Origin of the sequence: Bacillus sp. IS1, from assembly GCF_032461585.1 — a bacterium.
Classification (GTDB): Bacteria; Bacillota; Bacilli; order Bacillales; family Bacillaceae; genus Bacillus; species Bacillus velezensis.
Window position 1 is genome coordinate 139,368 of sequence record NZ_JAWCWR010000003.1, and the last position, 17,374, is coordinate 156,741.

Here is a 17,374-nt window from a genome sequence, read left to right on the forward strand (position 1 = left end):
CGGCATACCCCCTCTCGATGCTTGTCATTTCAGGCATATAAATGGCAGGCGACGTAATGGCCGGGAGCGGCTTCTTCAAATGCCGGGATTTGTTCCTTGCAGATCGGTTTGGCCATCGGGCACCGCGTGTGGAACACGCAGCCTTTCGGCGGATTTGCCGGGCTTGGCAGTTCTCCTTTCAGGATGATTCGTTCCCGCTTGACGGCGTCTTTTTTTCTCGTGACGGGCACTGAAGACAAAAGCGCCTGCGTATAAGGGTGAAGCGGATTGCCGTACAGCTCGTGTTTATCGGTCAGCTCCATCATTTTTCCCAGATACATGACGCCGACTCTGTCGCTGATATGGCGGACAACACTCAAATCATGAGAAATAAACAAATAGGTCAGGTTGAATTCTTCCTGCAGTTCTTCCATCAGATTGATGACCTGGGCCTGAATGGAGACATCGAGCGCGGAAACGGGTTCATCCGCAATAATCAGCTCGGGATTCAACGTCAGAGCCCGCGCAATCCCGATCCGCTGGCGCTGCCCTCCGGAAAATTCGTGCGGATAACGGTTTGCAAAGCTCGGATGAAGGCCGACTTTCGCCAGCAGCTCCTCCACTCGCTCGTTCCGCTCGCTCATGCTGTACATATGGTGAGTCTGGAACGGCTCTTTAATAATGGAACGCAGCGTTTTCCTCGGGTTAAGGGATGCGAAGGGATCTTGGAAGACCATCTGGATGTTTTTACGGACGCTTTTTCTCAGCTTTTCTTCAGATAAGCCCGAGATATCCTGACCCTTAAAAAGAATCCGGCCGTCTGTCGGCTTGTATAAACGGATCATCGTCCTTCCCGCCGTTGATTTGCCGCATCCTGATTCACCGACGATGCCGAGCGTCTCCCCGCGCTTCAGTGAAAAAGAAACGCCGTCAACAGCCTTTATATCACCGACTTTCCTTTGAAAAAAACCGGAGCGGATCGGGAAATATTTTTTTACGTCTTTCAGCTCTAAAATCGTTTCTTGGCCTGCAGCTGTCATTTTGATTGGGCACCCTCTTCCTCATATAAAAAACATCTTACAGAACGGCCGCTTTCATGCGTTATCAGCTCCGGCTGCCCTGTTTTGCATTTGTCCATCGCTTTTGAACACCTCGGGGCGAATCGGCAGCCTTCCGGAAGATTATCCGGTGTCGGGACACTGCCTTTGATCGCTTTTAATGTATCAATCTCTCCATCTATCACCGGTATGGAGTTTAACAGCCCTTCGGTATACGGATGAAGAGGGTTTAAAAATAAGTCCTCCACACTCGCGCTCTCTACGACTTGTCCGCAGTACATCACGATCACCCTGTCGGCGGCTTCGGAAACCACACCTAAATCGTGAGTGATCAGCAGAATGGAAGTATCGAATTTTTTGCAGAGGTCTTTCATCAGCTCCAATACTTGGGCTTGTATCGTCACATCAAGCGCCGTCGTCGGCTCATCAGCGATCAGAAGCTTCGGATTGCAGCTGAGCGCGATGGCGATCATCACCCTCTGTCTCATCCCTCCGGAAAGGCGGTGCGGATATTCTTTCATCACTTGTTCCGCTCTGGAGAATCCGACGAGTTCCAGAAGCTCAACGGCTTTTTTGGACGCTTCTTTTTTATTCACTTTTTTATGGTATTCAAGCACTTCGGTAATTTGTTCGCCGATAGTCAGCACCGGATTCAGGGAAGTCATGGGCTCCTGAAAGATCATAGAGACGTCATTTCCGCGGATTTTGCAATATTCGTTTTCGGTGAAGGAGGCCAGGTCTCTGCCTTCAAGCTTAATCGAGCCGTCCATAATTTTTCCGCCCGAGCCTTGGACAAGTCCCATAATAGAAAGCGAGGTGATGCTTTTGCCCGAGCCGGATTCTCCTACAAGAGCGACGGTTTCGCCTTTATTAATGTGAAAATCAACTCCGTCGACTGCGGGGATCGGCTGTTTCTTTCTGAAAAAATAGGTCTTTAAATTATTCACTTCTAATAGTGTGCTCATGATACGCCCCTTTCTCATTCCGCTGAAGCAGAGGGAAACATACGTTTCGCTATCACAAAATATAGAATAGTCGAAAAATTTTATAGTTGTATATTATTACATCATTATTACAAAAGCAAGAATTTTTTAGGATAAATGTAATATCCTTAAATAATTTCCATTCTTTTAATCTATTAAAGCGTTGCCTCCAGAAAGGTTTTTGAAGGGATGGCCAATGCTTCTTTTACTGTTTTTTGATGGTCGGTTAAATATTTTTTTACTATATTGAATCCGACGGCATAGCCGAGCATTGAGGGGAAGTATCCTTTTCCGTATAACAGCTGGGAAAACATTCTGCTGTCTCTCGTTAAGCGGAGGTTCGGCTTGACTCTTTTTTCAAACAGAAAATCAAGCTGCTCAGGCGTATAGTAGGACGTCCATTCCGCCGTAAGACTTGAGCCGAACCGCTCATATACAGCATATTCTGCCAGCCCCTCCATCATGATTGTATCAAGAAATGTCTCATCTTTTTCGTCCTTTGTCACATGTTCTAACCGGCAGACGTGATTATATTCATGTGTCATAAGGGCGGATACAGCTGAATTGGAACTATCCGACGATAGAAAGAGGAACATTTTGTCCCGAAAGGCCAGACCGGATTTTGATCCGAATTCCTGACGGATTTTCCGGTTTCGTTCATCGACGGGCAAAACTACGATCGGCACGTCCGGCCCGCTCCACTTCTCCTTTAAATAGGCTTCCTCCTTTTGAATATGGCTGCAGCATCCTTTTTCTTTCAGCCGTTTACTGGTCCTAACGCCGTCCTTCAAATGGCGGAACATGCCGTGGTTTTGCAGCATCCCGAGTATCGGCTTCCACTCTTTCTTATCGGCCCCTGGAAAAAGCGGCAAAAGATGCGGGGCCAGATCATTTACGGATGCCGCCTTTTCCATCCATTGATATGTCTGCTTGACGCTCATACCGTTCGCCTCCTCTTGTTGTTATCATATGCACGCACAAAAAAACCGGCCACCTTTTTCAGGCAGCCGGTCAAAAACTGTATTATTGATATTTTTTAAAGATCAAAGTGGCATTATGTCCGCCGAAGCCGAGCGAGTTGCTGAGAACGACGTTGACATCCTGCTCGCGCGCTTTGTCCGGTACATAATCTAAATCACACTCTTCATCAGGTGTTTCGATGTTAATCGTCGGCGGGATAATGCTGTCTTTAATGGCCATGACGGAGAAGATTGCTTCAATTCCTCCGGCAGCGCCTAACAAATGACCCGTCATTGATTTTGTCGAACTGACGGCAAGCTTGTACGCATGATCACCGAAAACGGTCTTAATGGCTTTTGTCTCGTATTTATCATTGTAGTACGTGCTTGTGCCGTGAGCGTTGATGTAATCAATTTCTTCAGGCTTGATGCCCGCATCTTTGATTGCTTCCTGCATCGCTCTCGCACCGCCTTCCCCGTCTTGGGCAGGCGCGGTAATGTGGTAGGCGTCACCCGTTGAGCCGTAGCCGACAATTTCCCCGTAGATTTTCGCACCGCGGGCAAGCGCGTGCTCAAGCTCTTCAAGCACGACGATCCCCGCGCCTTCTCCCATGACAAAGCCGTCACGGTTTTTATCAAACGGGCGGCTTGCCGTTTTCGGATCAGGATTTGTAGAAAGGGCTTTGTTTGCACTGAAGCCCGCAAATGACATTCTTGTCAGCGGCGCTTCCGTTCCGCCCGTAATCATCGCATCGGCATCGCCGCGCTGAATGACTTTAAACGCGTCACCGATAGAGTTCGTTCCCGTCGCACATGCCGTCACCGTACAGGAGTTGACTCCTTTTGCTCCGAGAGCGATTGAGATTTGGCCTGTCGCCATATCCGGAATCATCATCGGAACAAAGAACGGGCTGACCCTTCTCGGCCCTTTAGTCAGGAAGATTTCGAATTGGGATTCAAGCGTTTCAAGGCCGCCGATTCCGGACCCGACCCAAACGCCGACTCTCGGCGCGATCTCGTCTGTGATGTTCAGACCGGCATCTTGAACGGCCATTTTCGCGGCTACGACAGCGTATTGCGTGAAGCGGTCCATTTTTCGCGCTTCTTTTTTATCCATGTAATTTTCAATATTGAAATCTTTCAGTTCAGCAGCTACTTTCGCCGGATACTCGTCCGATTCCACACGTGTGATCGGTCCGATTCCGGATACGCCGCCGATTGCATTTTTCCAGCTTGTTTCGGCGTCGTTTCCAAGCGGAGACAGGGCTCCAAGCCCTGTAACGACTACTCTTTTTTTACTCATCTTGTGTGCACCTCACCTTTTTTTATCGTCCCCAGCGTATTGCTATGGCGCCCCATGTCAATCCTCCGCCGAAACCGACCATGACGATGACGTCGCCGTCTTTAATTTTGCCTGCTTCCAGTTCCTCTACTAATGAAATCGGAATGGATGCTGCGGATGTGTTTCCATATTTATGGACTGTTTTAGACATCTTTTCAACCGGAAGCTCCAAACGTTCCCGTGCCGCTTCCATGATACGGATGTTTGCCTGATGCGGAATCAAAAAGTCTACGTCCTCTTTGGAGAGGCCGGCTTTTTCAATGACATTTACACTCGATTCACCCATTTGCCGGACGGCGAATTTGAATACTTCTCTTCCATGCATGATTGTATGCCCTTTTTCATCTAAGTACAAGTGCTGACCGCCTGTACCGTCTGCTCCGAGCTCAAATGACAGTATGCCTCTGTCGTCGCTGACCGGTCCGATGACCGCCGCTCCGGCTCCGTCTCCGAACAGCACAGCCGTATTGCGGTCGTCCCAGTCGGTAATGCTTGAGAGCTTTTCCACGCCGACCACGAGGACATGTTTGTATGTTTGCGATTCAATGAATTGTTTGGCGGTTACGATACCGTACATAAAACCCGCACATGCGGCGCTGATATCCATCGCGCACGCTTTTTTGGCCCCGAGCTTCTCTTGTATCATACAGGAAACGGTAGGGAAGGACTGGTCAGGAGTAACCGTCGCCACGAGGATCATATCAAGCTCCTCAGCAGAAATACCGGCCTGATCAAGCGCTTTTTGCGCAGCCTCAGCGGCCATGCCGGATGAATACATATCTTCCGCGGCGATTCTTCTTTCTTCTATACCTGTTCTCGTACGAATCCACTCGTCCGATGTATCTACCATTTGTTCAAGATCATGATTTGTCAGCACTTTTTCCGGGATGTAACGGCCGACGCCAAGAATTCCAGCTTTCATTGGAAAGACTCCTTTTTTATAATGAATTTAAAACTAATTAGTTATGATCAATTATTAGTATCAGGTACTAATTCTACCCTATTTTTTTTCTGTTGGCAATATATTCGTCTAAACTATCGGACGCTTCTCCTCATAGAATAAAAGGAAGACGAAAGGAGGCTTCACTATGGATATTTTCTCCAAAATGATGTTCGGCGATTCCAGAGATCGGGATAAAGAACCGGAAGAAAACCCGGAGCAGCCTCAGGCTGAAAACGAAGAAGAGATCGATTACAACCACGTGATGAATCAGCTGGGGTCCATCATGAACTCTCTGGATCAATTAAAGCCCGTATTTAAAGACTTCGCGCCGATGGTGTCCGCTATAAAGAAAAAAATCATGTGAAAAGCCACTTCATGAAAAGTGGCTCTCTTTATTTATTCAGCTCCCCGGCATCAGATCTGCCAAGCTCATACGCTTCCGCCATGACCGATGTAAACAGGTCCATAAACGGCTGAATCATTTCCATAGACAGATCTATGCCGGATTTCTCAAGCTCCGCCTTTGCTTCCGGCAGGTATTTCATCGCGATCTGCATAAATTCAAGAGACTTTTCATGCTGCATGTGTATCCACCTCTATTCATTTGACGGCAGTTCATTTGTTCGGTTATACGTTTTGACAAGGTCTGAGATTTTGTCTTGAAATGCTTTGTCCACCAGAGGGCTGAACGTCCCCATTTCAACGACTCCTTCCCTGAAATCAAAGTTGTGATCTCCGCTCTTGAGCGTACCTTTATTATATTGCTCGGCAATTAATGTATAGGCTTTATCTACGTTTTGCACCGTGCTTGTCAGCACCGTGTTTTTGCCGAGATTCGATTGCTCGGCGACATAGCCGATGGCGTAAAGCCCGTCTTTTTTGATTTGCTGAATGACAGGAACATTATACCCGTCTCCGGCCGGATATACAACATCCGTGCCTTCCGCTTTTAACTTCTCGTAAAGATGCAGCGCTTCATTGCCGTTATCCCAGTGGTCCGTAAATTCAGTATTGACGGTGATATCGGGCTTTTCATATTTCGCCCCTTTGATAAAGCCGTCTACTTCAGGCTGCCACAGAAAGGAGGCGATGACACCTACCTCATTGGTTTTTGACATATGGGCGGCCGTCATTCCCCCGAAAAAGCCCATTGCTTCTCCCATCAGGTGAACGCTTGTGACATTATCGCTTTTCGCCGTTCCGTTTGCGACGACGAATTCCATGTCGGGATAATCCTTGCTGATCATATTGAAAATTTCCTCGTATTCATTTCCGTGCCCGTATAAAAGATTGACTCCTTTTTTATGAAAATCATCTATCGCTTTTAAAATATCTTCATCGGATCTGATATTTTCTTTATAATAAACGTCAACGTTAAATTCAGATTGTATCGCTAATAAACCTTTGTAACCTTTTGTCCCCCATACCAAGTCACTGATGGTATCGGGAAAAAGCATTCCGACCTTCTCAATTTTTCCTTTAAACGGAGTTTGTGCGCATCCGCTCAATAAAAGGAGGACAGAAAAGGTCATGACAAGCCTGGTGATCAAGCCATGTTCAACCCCTTTTCAAACTCATAACATGTATAAATTGATATACGTTTATTGTAGCGGTAATGCACATAACATGGAAGGTATTTCTTAAAAAATGTCGAATATTGATGAAAATTGTCTTTTCCACTCTTTAATTTTTTCTTCCGCTTCCGTTTTTTGTGTTTTTTCTTTTATTTCCAGGGTAATAATCTGATTTTCGTCTTCTGTACCGTCAGCCTCAAGCTGATTCATCAGCCCGCAGACTGCGTCTTCTAAAAAGATCCTGCTTTCGCCATCTTCTTTTGCTTCCGTCCACGGACCGTAAAGGGGAGGAAGGATAATCGCTTTTGCCGTATCCCGCTGACCGTTTTTTTCCCAGTCTCCGTGATCCTCACTGTAAACAATCCAATATAAAGGCTCAGCCCTTTCTTCAGGCAGACACCCGCTCCCGTATTGAACGCAGATACGATCGTATTCCTTTTCACCGATTTCATCTATTATTTGAAAAAGCCCGTTTCTCGCGAGCCACATTAAACGTTCTTCTAAATACAGCTGCCTCGTTTTGTCCTCCGGTTCTGCCAAAATGACATCAACATGCACATCCTCATCCATCAACCGTTCGCACAATGAAAGGCCGAGAAATTCATCTGCTCCAATGATCAACGCTGTCTTCATCACATCTGCCGCCTTTCCGGTTTTTCATTCACACACAAGCCAAACAGCCCTCTGAAAAGAGATGGCTGTTGTATTCTATTCATTACAGGTCTTTTTCATGACTGCGGAAAAACCGGCAGATGGCTCTGTACATACGCGCAGGGTTTTCAAGCAGGTGATACGTGATATCAGTCTTGCTTCCGGTCTTTTCCCGGGCTTCTTTATACGCGTTCGCATGCAGGGTGTACGGGTACGGCGCTCCGGTCGTTCTTTGCCATATATGTACCGGCGCGCGGGTGCGGCAGCCGGTAATGGTCTGATAGCTCAGTGAGCTTGCCTCTTTTTCAGAAACACCGAAACTTTGTGCCGTTTCCCTCAGAAACTGCTTATAAAAAAACTTATTTTCTTTCTCTGATTCAAAATGGGCTTGAAGATCAAGACAAGGATCTAACATTGCGGCTGAACGGATATGCTCCGGTGAAGACTGCAGCAATTGATCGGCGATGAGGGCGCCCATGCCTTCTGCGAGCAAGTGTATTTTCGGATTGAGGGTTTCTTGTTTCAGCACATAATGAATCAGCTGTCTGGCGTAAAGGACGGCTTTTTCCGAACCCCAATGCCGTCCGTATAAATTGCTGTTGAAAATGGTGTACCCTCTGTCAAGCATCGTATTTAACAGCTGGTTTCTCCCTTCATGTTCGAGCCAAAAGCTTGAGTCCCGGCTGACAAAGTGGGTTCTGTCCCCCAGAATAAAGATACAGAAGCCGTTCGGCCGATACGGCAGATGGATGACGTTCAGCTCAGATCCGAATTGGAAGAATCTTTCCGTTATCCCCATGCCTGCCCGCCTCCTTTTACTCCTAATCTCTCTATTGGCTATCATATGTAAGAAGAATGAAAACGGATCGGATAAACTCCTATTTGCTGCTATGTTTTGGCTATTATCCCGAGCACGGGAACCGAATTTTCCTTCAGACGGCCTGACAGGCGGGCAAATGTCAGTTTCAGGCGCGCTTTTTGATGAGAAAATGACCTTCCGCCCGCGCTTTATGTATGGTATGATACAACGTAGAATAAAATGAAGGACGAGGTGGAAACGTGCGGTTTATTATCGGTTTTATTTGGACGTTCCTTTTAACACATATGGCCTGTTATTTGGTCGCCTCCATGAACAGCGCGGCGTACAATTTCAAGCAATCATCCGTTATTGCCGTAGTTATTGCAGTGCTTGTCTTTGTTCTTGCGGAGATCATGCCTGTCAAACAGGATGCAAGCCAGCATTAAATAAAAAAACCTGCTATTCAGCAGGTTTTTTTGTGTTCACGGTTTTCGTTGATACGTCCACAATCTGTTGTGGTTTGAAGTTTCAGGGAACATTTCTCCCACTGTGAGCTTGATTTTCTGCGGATTTTTGACCATGCTTCCCGTTTCGCCGATTTCAACGTACACACCGTTATTCGGCGCTTTTTGTCCCGGGCGGAATTGATGCTGCTGTCCCACGTCATTTCCTCCTTTTTCTTTTTTATGTAGTATGCGCTTGTATGCGGAGAAATATCAAAAACCGCTGAATGAGGTTCAGCGGTTTTTTTGTTCATCCTGTTTGTAAAGAAGAGCTTTCAGGAGCGCTTTTTGCGCGTGAAGCCGGTTTTCCGCCTGCTGGAATACCGCAGAGTTCGGGCCGTCGATAATCTCGGACGTGACCTCCTCCTCCCGATGCGCGGGCAGGCAATGCAAAAATGTATAGTCAGGTTTGGCGAGACTGACGAGTGAGGCGTTGACTTGATACGGGGCAAACACGTTCAGCCGCTGCTGCGTCTCTTCCTCCTGCCCCATGCTCGTGAAGACGTCGGAGTAAATCACGTCTGCATCCCGCACCGCTTCCTGCGGATTTTCGGTAAGGGTGATTTTCGCTCCGGAAACAGCCGCCGCTTCTTTTGCGGCATTTACCGCCTCTTCCTCTACTTCATAGCCTTTCGGCGAAGCAACCGCAATGTCACAGCCCATTTTTGCGCAGCCGATCATTAGTGAATGCGCTACATTATTTCCGTCACCGATATAGGCGGCTTTTACTCCTTTTAATTTTCCTTTTATTTCTTGTATCGTTAACAGATCCGCGAGTGCCTGACACGGGTGATACCGGTCGGTCAACCCGTTTATGACAGGAATATCTGCATGCTCGGCAAGCTCTTCGACTTTTTCATGTTCAAAGGTGCGGATCATAATGGCATCAACGAAGCCGGACAGCACCTTCGCCGTATCCGCAACCGTCTCCCCCCGCCCAAGCTGCAGGTCGCTGCTTGAAAGAAATAGTCCCGTTCCCCCGAGCTGGGCCATTCCCGCTTCAAAAGACACACGTGTGCGGGTTGAAGATTTTTCAAAAATCATCGCCAATGTTTTCCCTTGGAAAATCGGCTGTATCGGATGTTGTTTTAATAATGAAGCTTCTGTCAAAAGCGCATTGATGTCTGACGGGCTGACATCTTTTAAGGAAAGAAAATCTTTGCCGTACAAATGGGTTAATGTGTGTTCCGCTTTTATTGTGTGCATGATGCCACTTCCTTTTGATAAAGATCTTTGAGCGATACAGGCTGAGGTTTGCCGGAGCCGCTTGCTAAAAATGCCTTTACGGTTTCCGGTTCAGTAAAGACCGTCACGCCGTGCGTCATGGCTTCGATCCGTTGTTTACGCGCTTCTTCAGAGTAATTGAAATTGATATGGACCGCTTTATCCTTTCGCTCTGCCCATGCCGGGAACGCATCTTTGCATACCGTAAATCCCGCCTCTTGAGCCTGACGTTCCAATTCCGCATCACAGCCTTCCAGATAGATGCTGCCTTTTTTCTCCCAGACGTGCGCGTAGATTTTTTTCAGGGCGCTTTCTGCGTCAAACGCGACACACATGCCTTCTCCGGTCGACTTCATTTCCGGCCCGGGCTTTACGTCCACATCCTGAATGGCGTGCGAAGAAAAAACCGGGAATTTCACTGCCGTTCCGTGCTGATTTTGAACCTCGGGCTTGAGGTCTTTAAGGGAAGCGCCGGCCAGCAATCTGGCGGCAAGCGGGATCATCGGCACTCCCATCACCTTAGACACGACAGGAACTGTGCGGCTTGCCCGCGGGTTCACTTCAAGAACGAGAATATCTCCTTTGTCATCAATGACAAACTGAATGTTCATGATGCCTTTAAAAGCCAGTTTTACCGCGATTTTTTCGGCGGCCTCTTTTATATTACGCTGCATATCAGGTGTGACAGACGGACCCGGAAGAATCGCAAAACTGTCGCCCGAATGAACGCCGGCGCGTTCAATGTGCTCTGTGTAAGTCGGCACGAATACTTCATGTCCGTCGGAAATCAGATCGATCTCCAATTCTTTTCCTGTAATGTACTGATCGATCAAAATCGGATACGGCATGCCCGCTTCATTTTCCAGCAGTTCTGACATTTGCACTTCTGAATCAACGATGATCATGCCCATCCCACCGATGACATAAGACGGACGGATCAGCACGGGGTAGCCGATTCGGCTTGCTTTTTCCGTTGCTTCTTCTTTTGAATAAGCGGTTTCGCCTTTGGCATGTTTCAGGTCAAGATCATCAAGCAGCTGATAAAACAGATCCCGATCCTCCAGCGCATCAAGGGTTTCAAAGGATGTTCCGAGCAGCGGAATGCCCGCTTTTTCCAGCGGCTCAGCGGCATTGATCGCGGTCTGCCCCCCAAATTGGACGATGGCAAAATCAATGTTTTCATGTTCCGCCACGTTCAAAATATGTTCTGTCGTCAGCGGTTCAAAATAAAGCCGGTCGGCGATTTCATAATCCGTGCTTACTGTTTCCGGATTGTTATTAATCATAATCGTTTCATACCCCAGCTTTTGCAGGGTCAGAACGCCGTGGACGGCACTGTAATCAAATTCCACTCCCTGACCGATGCGGATCGGGCCTGAGCCGATGATGAGGGCGCGTTTTTTCTCTTTTCGGCTGATATCTCCGTCGCTTTCCCCGAGGTAGGTGGAGTAGAAATAATTCGTCTTGGCATCAAATTCAGCGGCGCATGTATCTACGATTTTAAACGACGGGACGATGCCTGATTTCTTTCTGAGAGCACGGATGTCTTCTTCCGTTTTTCCCGTGAGAGATGCGATCATGACATCCGTGAAGCCCTTTACCTTCGCCTGCTTTAAAAGCGGCACAGACAGATGATCCCCTTCTTCCATCAGCTTGTTTTCCAATGTGATGATATTTCGGAATACATGGAGAAAAAACGGGTCAATTTTCGTTTTGGCATGGATGTCTTCTATCGTTTCACCGCGGCTTAACAGTTCCATGACGACGAAAAATCTCCGGTCATCCGGCGTTACCGCTAATTCCCACAGCTGATTGATCGTACAGCCGCCGAGTTCAGGCAGGCGGGTGCCGATCGTTTTCAGCTCAAGGGAGGCCGCCGCTTTTTGAATGGCCGCTTCCATATTTCTTTCGATCGCCATGACCTCTCCCGTCGCTTTCATCTTCGTTCCGAGCGTGCGGTCGGCATGTTTAAATTTATCAAACGGCCAGCGCGGGAATTTGACGATGACATAATCAAGCGCCGGTTCAAAGCTTGCATAAGTAGAGCCCGTCAGCGGATTTTTCAGTTCGTCGAGCGTATAGCCGACGGCAAGTTTCGCCGCCATTTTGGCAATCGGGTAGCCGGTCGCTTTTGACGCGAGGGCCGATGAACGGCTGACACGCGGGTTCACTTCAATGACATAGTACTGTTTGCTGAACGGATCCAGCGCAAATTGAATGTTGCAGCCGCCGACCACATCCAGCGCCGAAATAATCGCCAGGCTTGCTGAACGCAGCATCTGATATTCTTCATCCGTTAACGTCTGGGACGGTGCGACGACGATGGAGTCTCCTGTATGCACGCCGACGGGATCGATGTTTTCCATATTGCAGACGGTGATGCATGTATGATTGCTGTCGCGCATGACCTCATATTCGATTTCTTTAAATCCGGCGATGCTTTTTTCGACGAGGCATTGGCTGATCGGGCTTGCTAACAGCGCCTGTTTAATAAGCGTCTGAAACGCTTCTTTCGTTTTCGCGATTCCGCCTCCCTTTCCGCCTAACGTGTACGCCGGTCTCAGAATGACCGGAAATCCGATAGACTCAGCGAAACGGAGGGCGTCTTCTTCGTTGTCGACGATTTCGCTTTCCGGAACGGGCTGATCGAGCTCTTTCATCAGGGCGCGGAACTGCTCCCGGTCTTCGCCTTTTTGAATGGTTTCCACTGATGTTCCCAAAAGCTTGACGTGATGCTTCTTCAGCACGCCTGCTTCTTCAAGCTTAACGGCTAAATTCAATGCCGTCTGGCCGCCCAAATTGGCAAGCAGACCGTCCGGTTTTTCTTTTTCAATAATGGCCTCGATGCTGTCGGTTGTGAGCGGTTCAAAATATATTTCATCGGCAAACGCCTCATCCGTCATAATCGTTGCCGGGTTGTTGTTGACTAGAATAACGCGGTATCCTTCTTCTTTCAGAGCCATGCAGCCCTGCGTTCCTGAATAATCAAATTCTGCCGCCTGGCCGATGATGATGGGGCCGGAGCCGATGACTAATATGCTGGAAATGGTTGTATCTTTAGGCATGAGCGATTTCTCTCCTTGCTGGTATCACTTTCTCTAGAAATTCATCAAATATCCACTCGCTCTCAGCCGGGCCGGGATGAGCTTCAGGGTGGAACTGGACGCTTAATACGGGAAGGCGCTTATGAATGAGCCCTTCCACCGATGTGTCATTGACATGGTGAAATCTGATGGACAGCTCGTTTTCGTCAATTGATGCTTCATCGACGACATAGCTGTGGTTCTGGCTTGTCATAAACACCCGTTTCGTTTTCCGGTCAATGACGGGATGGTTGGCACCCCTGTGGCCGAACGGCAGCTTATACGTATTTCCTCCGAAAGCCAGGGCAATCAGCTGATGCCCGAGGCAAATGCCGAGTGCGGGGAAATCACTGAGTAATGATGTAATCCGGTTCATGTACGGCGCAATCGCTTTCGGGTCGCCCGGGCCGTTTGAAAGCACGATTCCGTCAGGCTGAATGTCATAAACGGCGTTCATCTGCTGATACGGAATGACCGTTACTTTACAGCCGCGCTTTACAAGTGACGAGGCGATTGATTTTTTATAACCGAAATCAATCAGCGCAATATGCCGGTCTCCGTTCCCCATTGACGTGATGTCTTCAGACTGCGCCAGCTCCGCCGGGTTTTCTGTTCCGGATGCTGCGGGAATTTCTCCTGTTGTTGACACGGCAGCGTTCATCGTGCCGCCGGAGCGGATGGTTTTGACGACGGCCCGTGTGTCCACTTCGGTTAAGAGCGGGATGTTCCATTTATTTAAATACTCTCTCAAGCTTGAGACTGCTTCATGGTGAGAAAAATGTTCACACGCTTCATAGACGGCAACAGCCTTGACTTGAGGGATCTTACTTTCGAGGTCTTTTTCATTAATTCCGTAGTTTCCGATCAGCGGATACGTAAAGACGATGATCTGGCCCTTATATGACGGGTCTGTAAGCACTTCCTGATAGCCCGTCATTCCGGTGAAAAAAACAGCTTCGCCAACACAGCGGGCTTCTTTTTCAAGTTCACCGCCGAATGATGTTCCGTCTTCCAATACTAAATAGCCTTTCATCTAAAGCCCACCTCTTGATGAATAATTAATTAAAAATATGAATTTTTATACTCTTATATCGAAAAAAAAATTACCGTTTCACTGCCGAATGCGCTTCGATCGCTGCTTTCAGCATACTGACGGCCGACAGCATTTCTTCTTCAGAAACCGTAAGCGGCGGCAGCAGCCTAATGACATTCGGTCCGGCCGGAAGCACGAGAAGTCCGCGTTCCTGCAAATCTCCGATAATGCCGGACACGGGACCTGCGCATTCAATGCCGATTAATAACCCTTTTCCGCGGATTTCTTTTACAAAAGGCCCTGTCAGTTCACGGTTCAGCTGCGCTTTTAAAAATGATCCTTTGTCTGCCGCCTCCTGGAGAAAGTCCGGCTGAAACACAATGTCCAAGGTTGCTTTCACAGCTGCCATGGCAAGCTTATTGCCGCCGAAAGTCGTACCATGCGTACCCGGCGTAAAGGCGTCTCCAAGCTTCTTTTTGCCGATCACGGCTCCGACGGGAAAACCGTTTCCAAGCCCTTTCGCAGCAGTGATGATGTCCGGAGAGATGCCGAAATGCTCATAGCCGAATGCCTTGCCCGTCCGGCCGATTCCGGTTTGAATCTCGTCTGCGATAAGCAGTGCCTGTTTGTCTTTGCAAAATGTCTGTAAGGCTTCGATGAATTCCGGATCGGCGGGATTGACTCCCCCTTCTCCCTGCACCGTCTCAAGCATGACGGCGGCGATATCATCCTCTTTTGAAAGCGTGCTGAATGCCGACGGATCATTAAACGGAAGATAGTGAAAGCCTTGAAGCATCGGTCCGAAACCGATCTTGATTTTGTCTTGTCCGGTGGCGGCCATCCCCGCATAGGTCCGTCCGTGAAAGGATTGATGAAATGTTACGATTTTTGTCTTTCCCGTTGCTTTACGGGCAAGCTTAATGGCGCCTTCATTCGCTTCGGCCCCGCTGTTGCAGAAGAAAACGAGATCCCCCGCGCTATGTTCGGCCAGCTTTGCCGCGGCTTTTTCCTGAAGATCATTTTCAAACAGATTGGAAACGTGCCATACGCTGTCAAGCTGTTCTTTCACCGCTTCTGTCACCTCATCATGACAATGGCCGAGATTGGAAACGGCGATGCCCTGAATAAAATCAAGATACGTTTTTCCGTTTTCATCCTCTGCGATTGTCCCTTTCGCTTTTTTGATATCGATGGGCCAGCGGCTGTAGGTTTGAAATAGACTGCTCATGACACGCTCTCCTTTTCTTTGACGATTTTTGTTCCTTGGAAGGCTTGATCGGTGAAAAACGCTCCTTTTCCGTTTACGATCATCACTTCCTCGACATCTTCACTCAGTGCCGATAATGCCGAGTTTACCTTCGGAATCATCCCTCCTGAAATCACGCCGCCATCTATGAGGGCCTGAATCTCTTGCGGCGTCAAAGTATCCAGCCTGTTCTCTCCGTCCATAATTCCTTCGACATCCGTGACAAATAAAAGTTTATCGGCGTGTAAGGCTGAAGCGACGGACGATGCCGCGGCGTCTGCGTTGACGTTCAGCGTTTCGAAATCACTTGTCATGGAAAGCGGAGCGATAACGGGAATGATGCCTTCTTTCATTAACGCTTGGATGATTAATGGATCTGTATTTTGTATTTCGCCGACTTCTCCGTATTTGTCTTGATTAAGGTAAGATGCTTGAAGGAGACCGCCGTCCTTTCCTGATATTCCCGCGGCTTTCAGCCCGTTTTTCGCGAGTTCGGTTACGAAAAATTTATTGATCGTCCCTGACAAGACCATTTCCGCTGTTTCCAGCACCGGTTTGGTCGTTTTCCGCTGTCCATCGACAAATTCCGTTTCAATCTGCAATGTTTTCAGCATTCTTGAAATGTCCGGGCCGCCGCCATGCACGACGGCAATGTTCCAGCCCGATTGCATAAGCTCTTTTACATTTTGAAAAAAATCGGCGGATAACTCGCGGATCACGCTTCCGCCGCACTTAAAAACGATGGTTTTCTTCATGCCGCTCCCCTTTGTTATGTGCGATAGCTCGCATTGATTTTGATATAATCATAGGTTAAGTCACAGCCCCATGCCCGGCCGCTGCCGGAGCCTTCCTGCAGGCGGACTGCAATCGTAATCTCATCACCTGATAAGTACTCCTTGGCATCAGTTTCCGAAAACGGCTGAGGTTCGTTGTTTTTAAACAGACACTGGCCGCCGAGGAAAACTTCCACTTGTTCGGCCGTTACGCTTGCCGCACTGTGCCCGATTGCGCCGATGATGCGCCCCCAATTGGCGTCTGTGCCGTAAACGGCGGTCTTCACAAGGCTTGAACCGACGATTTTTTTGGCGATAATATTCGCCTCAAGGTTATTTTTCGCGCCTTCGACTCTGGCTTCAATTAATTTCGTCGCTCCTTCACCGTCTCTGGCAATATCTTTGGCAAGGTCTTCGCATACAAGCTTTAATCCCTTTTTAAAAGCCGGCCAGTCAGGATGCTGCTCCGTCAGGCAATCATTCCCCGCGCAGCCGTTCGCCATCACAAGCACCATGTCATTCGTCGATGTTTCTCCGTCAACGGTGATTTGGTTAAATGAAACATCCGTAATCTCTCTGAGCGCGTTTTTGAGCGCCTGTTCTTCCACGGCCGCGTCCGTTGTGACAAAGCCGAGCATTGTCGCCATGTTGGGGTGGATCATGCCGGAGCCTTTCGCCGCTCCGCCGATCGTGATGATGTCTCCGCCGATCACCAGTTCATAACACGTCTGTTTCGTCACTGTATCCGTCGTCAAAATGGCTTCTTCAAATGCTCCGGACACGGACGGCGCTTGACCGAGCTGTTCAATGCCCGCTTGAATTTTTTTCATATCTAAAAGCTCGCCGATCACCCCGGTTGACGAAACCGCAACAAGCTCCGGCTCAATGCCGAGCTGGCTCGCGAATCCGTCCCGCATTTCATAGGCGTCCTTTAATCCTTGGTCTCCCGTACAGGCGTTGGCAATCGCGCTGTTGACGATAACCGCCTGAAGCACACCCTCTTTTTTCAAGCTGGCTTGTGTCACTTTCAGCGGCGCTGCCTGAAAATGGCTCTGCGTATATACCGCTGCACTGACTGCAGGCGCTTCACTGATAATCGCTCCGAGATCTTTTTTTGAATAGCGCAGACCGCAGTGCACGCCCTTTGCCTCAAACCCTTTCGGCGAGGATACGCCGCCTTTTATTTTCGTGATTTCCTCACTCAGCTGAATCATATTTTTGAAT

18 protein-coding genes are annotated in these 17,374 nt (G+C 48.5%); 2 read left to right on the forward strand and 16 right to left on the reverse strand.

All coding sequences use genetic code 11. From position 1 onward, the window contains the following. Window positions 1-29: 29 nt before the first annotated feature. The 5 genes from RUW00_RS14090 to RUW00_RS14110 all read right to left on the reverse strand — a co-directional run bounded on the left by RUW00_RS14090 (window position 30) and on the right by RUW00_RS14110 (window position 5,243). Window positions 30-1,019 (reverse strand): ABC transporter ATP-binding protein, encoded by a 990-nt coding sequence (locus tag RUW00_RS14090; RefSeq protein ID WP_007610590.1) that lies wholly within the window; start codon window positions 1,017-1,019, stop codon window positions 30-32. Further along, on the reverse strand, window positions 1,016-2,002 hold the full coding sequence (locus tag RUW00_RS14095; protein ID WP_280145014.1) for an ABC transporter ATP-binding protein: 987 nt from the start codon (window positions 2,000-2,002) through the stop codon (window positions 1,016-1,018). The genes RUW00_RS14090 and RUW00_RS14095 overlap by 4 nt, the downstream gene beginning before the upstream one ends. Window positions 2,003-2,175: 173 nt before the next feature. Beyond that, entirely contained in the window at window positions 2,176-2,961 is a 786-nt protein-coding gene (locus tag RUW00_RS14100) for a DUF2268 domain-containing putative Zn-dependent protease (protein ID WP_280145013.1), read from the reverse strand. An 82-nt stretch (window positions 2,962-3,043) separates the two neighbouring features. Beyond that, on the reverse strand, window positions 3,044-4,282 hold the full coding sequence (gene fabF, locus RUW00_RS14105; RefSeq protein ID WP_021494977.1) for a beta-ketoacyl-ACP synthase II: 1,239 nt from the start codon (window positions 4,280-4,282) through the stop codon (window positions 3,044-3,046). Window positions 4,283-4,304: 22 nt separating this feature from the next. After that, window positions 4,305-5,243, reverse strand: coding sequence for a beta-ketoacyl-ACP synthase III (locus tag RUW00_RS14110; RefSeq protein WP_007409122.1), 939 nt, complete (start codon window positions 5,241-5,243; stop codon window positions 4,305-4,307). Between the two features lie 166 nt (window positions 5,244-5,409). On the opposite strand from RUW00_RS14110, the gene RUW00_RS14115 reads away from it, so the two are divergent. Beyond that, window positions 5,410-5,628: a hypothetical protein gene (locus RUW00_RS14115; protein ID WP_007409123.1), complete on the forward strand. Its 219-nt coding sequence runs from the start codon at window positions 5,410-5,412 to the stop codon at window positions 5,626-5,628. A 28-nt stretch (window positions 5,629-5,656) separates the two neighbouring features. On the opposite strand, the gene RUW00_RS14120 is transcribed toward RUW00_RS14115, so the two are convergent. The 4 genes from RUW00_RS14120 to RUW00_RS14135 all read right to left on the reverse strand — a co-directional run bounded on the left by RUW00_RS14120 (window position 5,657) and on the right by RUW00_RS14135 (window position 8,288). After that, window positions 5,657-5,848 carry a ComZ family protein gene (locus RUW00_RS14120; RefSeq protein ID WP_003155061.1) on the reverse strand — a complete coding sequence of 64 codons (192 nt, stop codon included), beginning with the start codon at window positions 5,846-5,848 and terminating at the stop codon, window positions 5,657-5,659. A 12-nt stretch (window positions 5,849-5,860) separates the two neighbouring features. After that, on the reverse strand, window positions 5,861-6,814 hold the full coding sequence (locus RUW00_RS14125; RefSeq protein ID WP_072177123.1) for a BMP family ABC transporter substrate-binding protein: 954 nt from the start codon (window positions 6,812-6,814) through the stop codon (window positions 5,861-5,863). A gap of 90 nt (window positions 6,815-6,904) precedes the next feature. Further along, on the reverse strand, window positions 6,905-7,471 hold the full coding sequence (locus RUW00_RS14130; protein ID WP_280145012.1) for a hypothetical protein: 567 nt from the start codon (window positions 7,469-7,471) through the stop codon (window positions 6,905-6,907). Between the two features lie 82 nt (window positions 7,472-7,553). Next, window positions 7,554-8,288, reverse strand: a complete 735-nt coding sequence (locus RUW00_RS14135; protein ID WP_014417405.1) for a lipase family protein — start codon at window positions 8,286-8,288, stop codon at window positions 7,554-7,556. A gap of 260 nt (window positions 8,289-8,548) precedes the next feature. Here RUW00_RS14135 and RUW00_RS14140 point away from each other — a divergent pair, with 260 nt between their 5' ends. Continuing rightward, window positions 8,549-8,734, forward strand: coding sequence for a YjzD family protein (locus tag RUW00_RS14140; RefSeq protein ID WP_007409129.1), 186 nt, complete (start codon window positions 8,549-8,551; stop codon window positions 8,732-8,734). A gap of 36 nt (window positions 8,735-8,770) precedes the next feature. On the opposite strand, the gene RUW00_RS14145 is transcribed toward RUW00_RS14140, so the two are convergent. The 7 genes from RUW00_RS14145 to argJ all read right to left on the reverse strand — a co-directional run bounded on the left by RUW00_RS14145 (window position 8,771) and on the right by argJ (window position 17,364). Beyond that, a complete protein-coding gene (locus RUW00_RS14145; RefSeq protein ID WP_003155070.1) occupies window positions 8,771-8,950 on the reverse strand; it encodes a YjzC family protein in 180 nt (59 codons plus the stop codon). Window positions 8,951-9,025: 75 nt separating this feature from the next. Then, window positions 9,026-9,997: an ornithine carbamoyltransferase gene (gene argF, locus RUW00_RS14150; protein WP_022553565.1), complete on the reverse strand. Its 972-nt coding sequence runs from the start codon at window positions 9,995-9,997 to the stop codon at window positions 9,026-9,028. Continuing rightward, window positions 9,985-13,080, reverse strand: coding sequence for a carbamoyl-phosphate synthase (glutamine-hydrolyzing) large subunit (locus tag RUW00_RS14155; RefSeq protein WP_280145011.1), 3,096 nt, complete (start codon window positions 13,078-13,080; stop codon window positions 9,985-9,987). The genes argF and RUW00_RS14155 overlap by 13 nt, the downstream gene beginning before the upstream one ends. After that, the gene (locus RUW00_RS14160; protein WP_012117273.1) at window positions 13,073-14,131 is read right to left on the reverse strand and encodes a carbamoyl phosphate synthase small subunit; all 1,059 of its coding nucleotides are present in this window, start codon (window positions 14,129-14,131) and stop codon (window positions 13,073-13,075) included. The genes RUW00_RS14155 and RUW00_RS14160 overlap by 8 nt, the downstream gene beginning before the upstream one ends. Before the next feature lie 70 nt (window positions 14,132-14,201). Continuing rightward, window positions 14,202-15,359: an acetylornithine transaminase gene (locus RUW00_RS14165; protein WP_022553568.1), complete on the reverse strand. Its 1,158-nt coding sequence runs from the start codon at window positions 15,357-15,359 to the stop codon at window positions 14,202-14,204. Then, entirely contained in the window at window positions 15,356-16,132 is a 777-nt protein-coding gene (gene argB, locus RUW00_RS14170) for an acetylglutamate kinase (protein ID WP_280145010.1), read from the reverse strand. Before argB ends, RUW00_RS14165 begins: the two co-directional genes overlap by 4 nt. A 14-nt stretch (window positions 16,133-16,146) precedes the next feature. After that, window positions 16,147-17,364: a bifunctional ornithine acetyltransferase/N-acetylglutamate synthase gene (argJ, locus tag RUW00_RS14175; protein WP_017417439.1), complete on the reverse strand. Its 1,218-nt coding sequence runs from the start codon at window positions 17,362-17,364 to the stop codon at window positions 16,147-16,149. Between the last annotated feature and the right edge of the window lie 10 nt (window positions 17,365-17,374).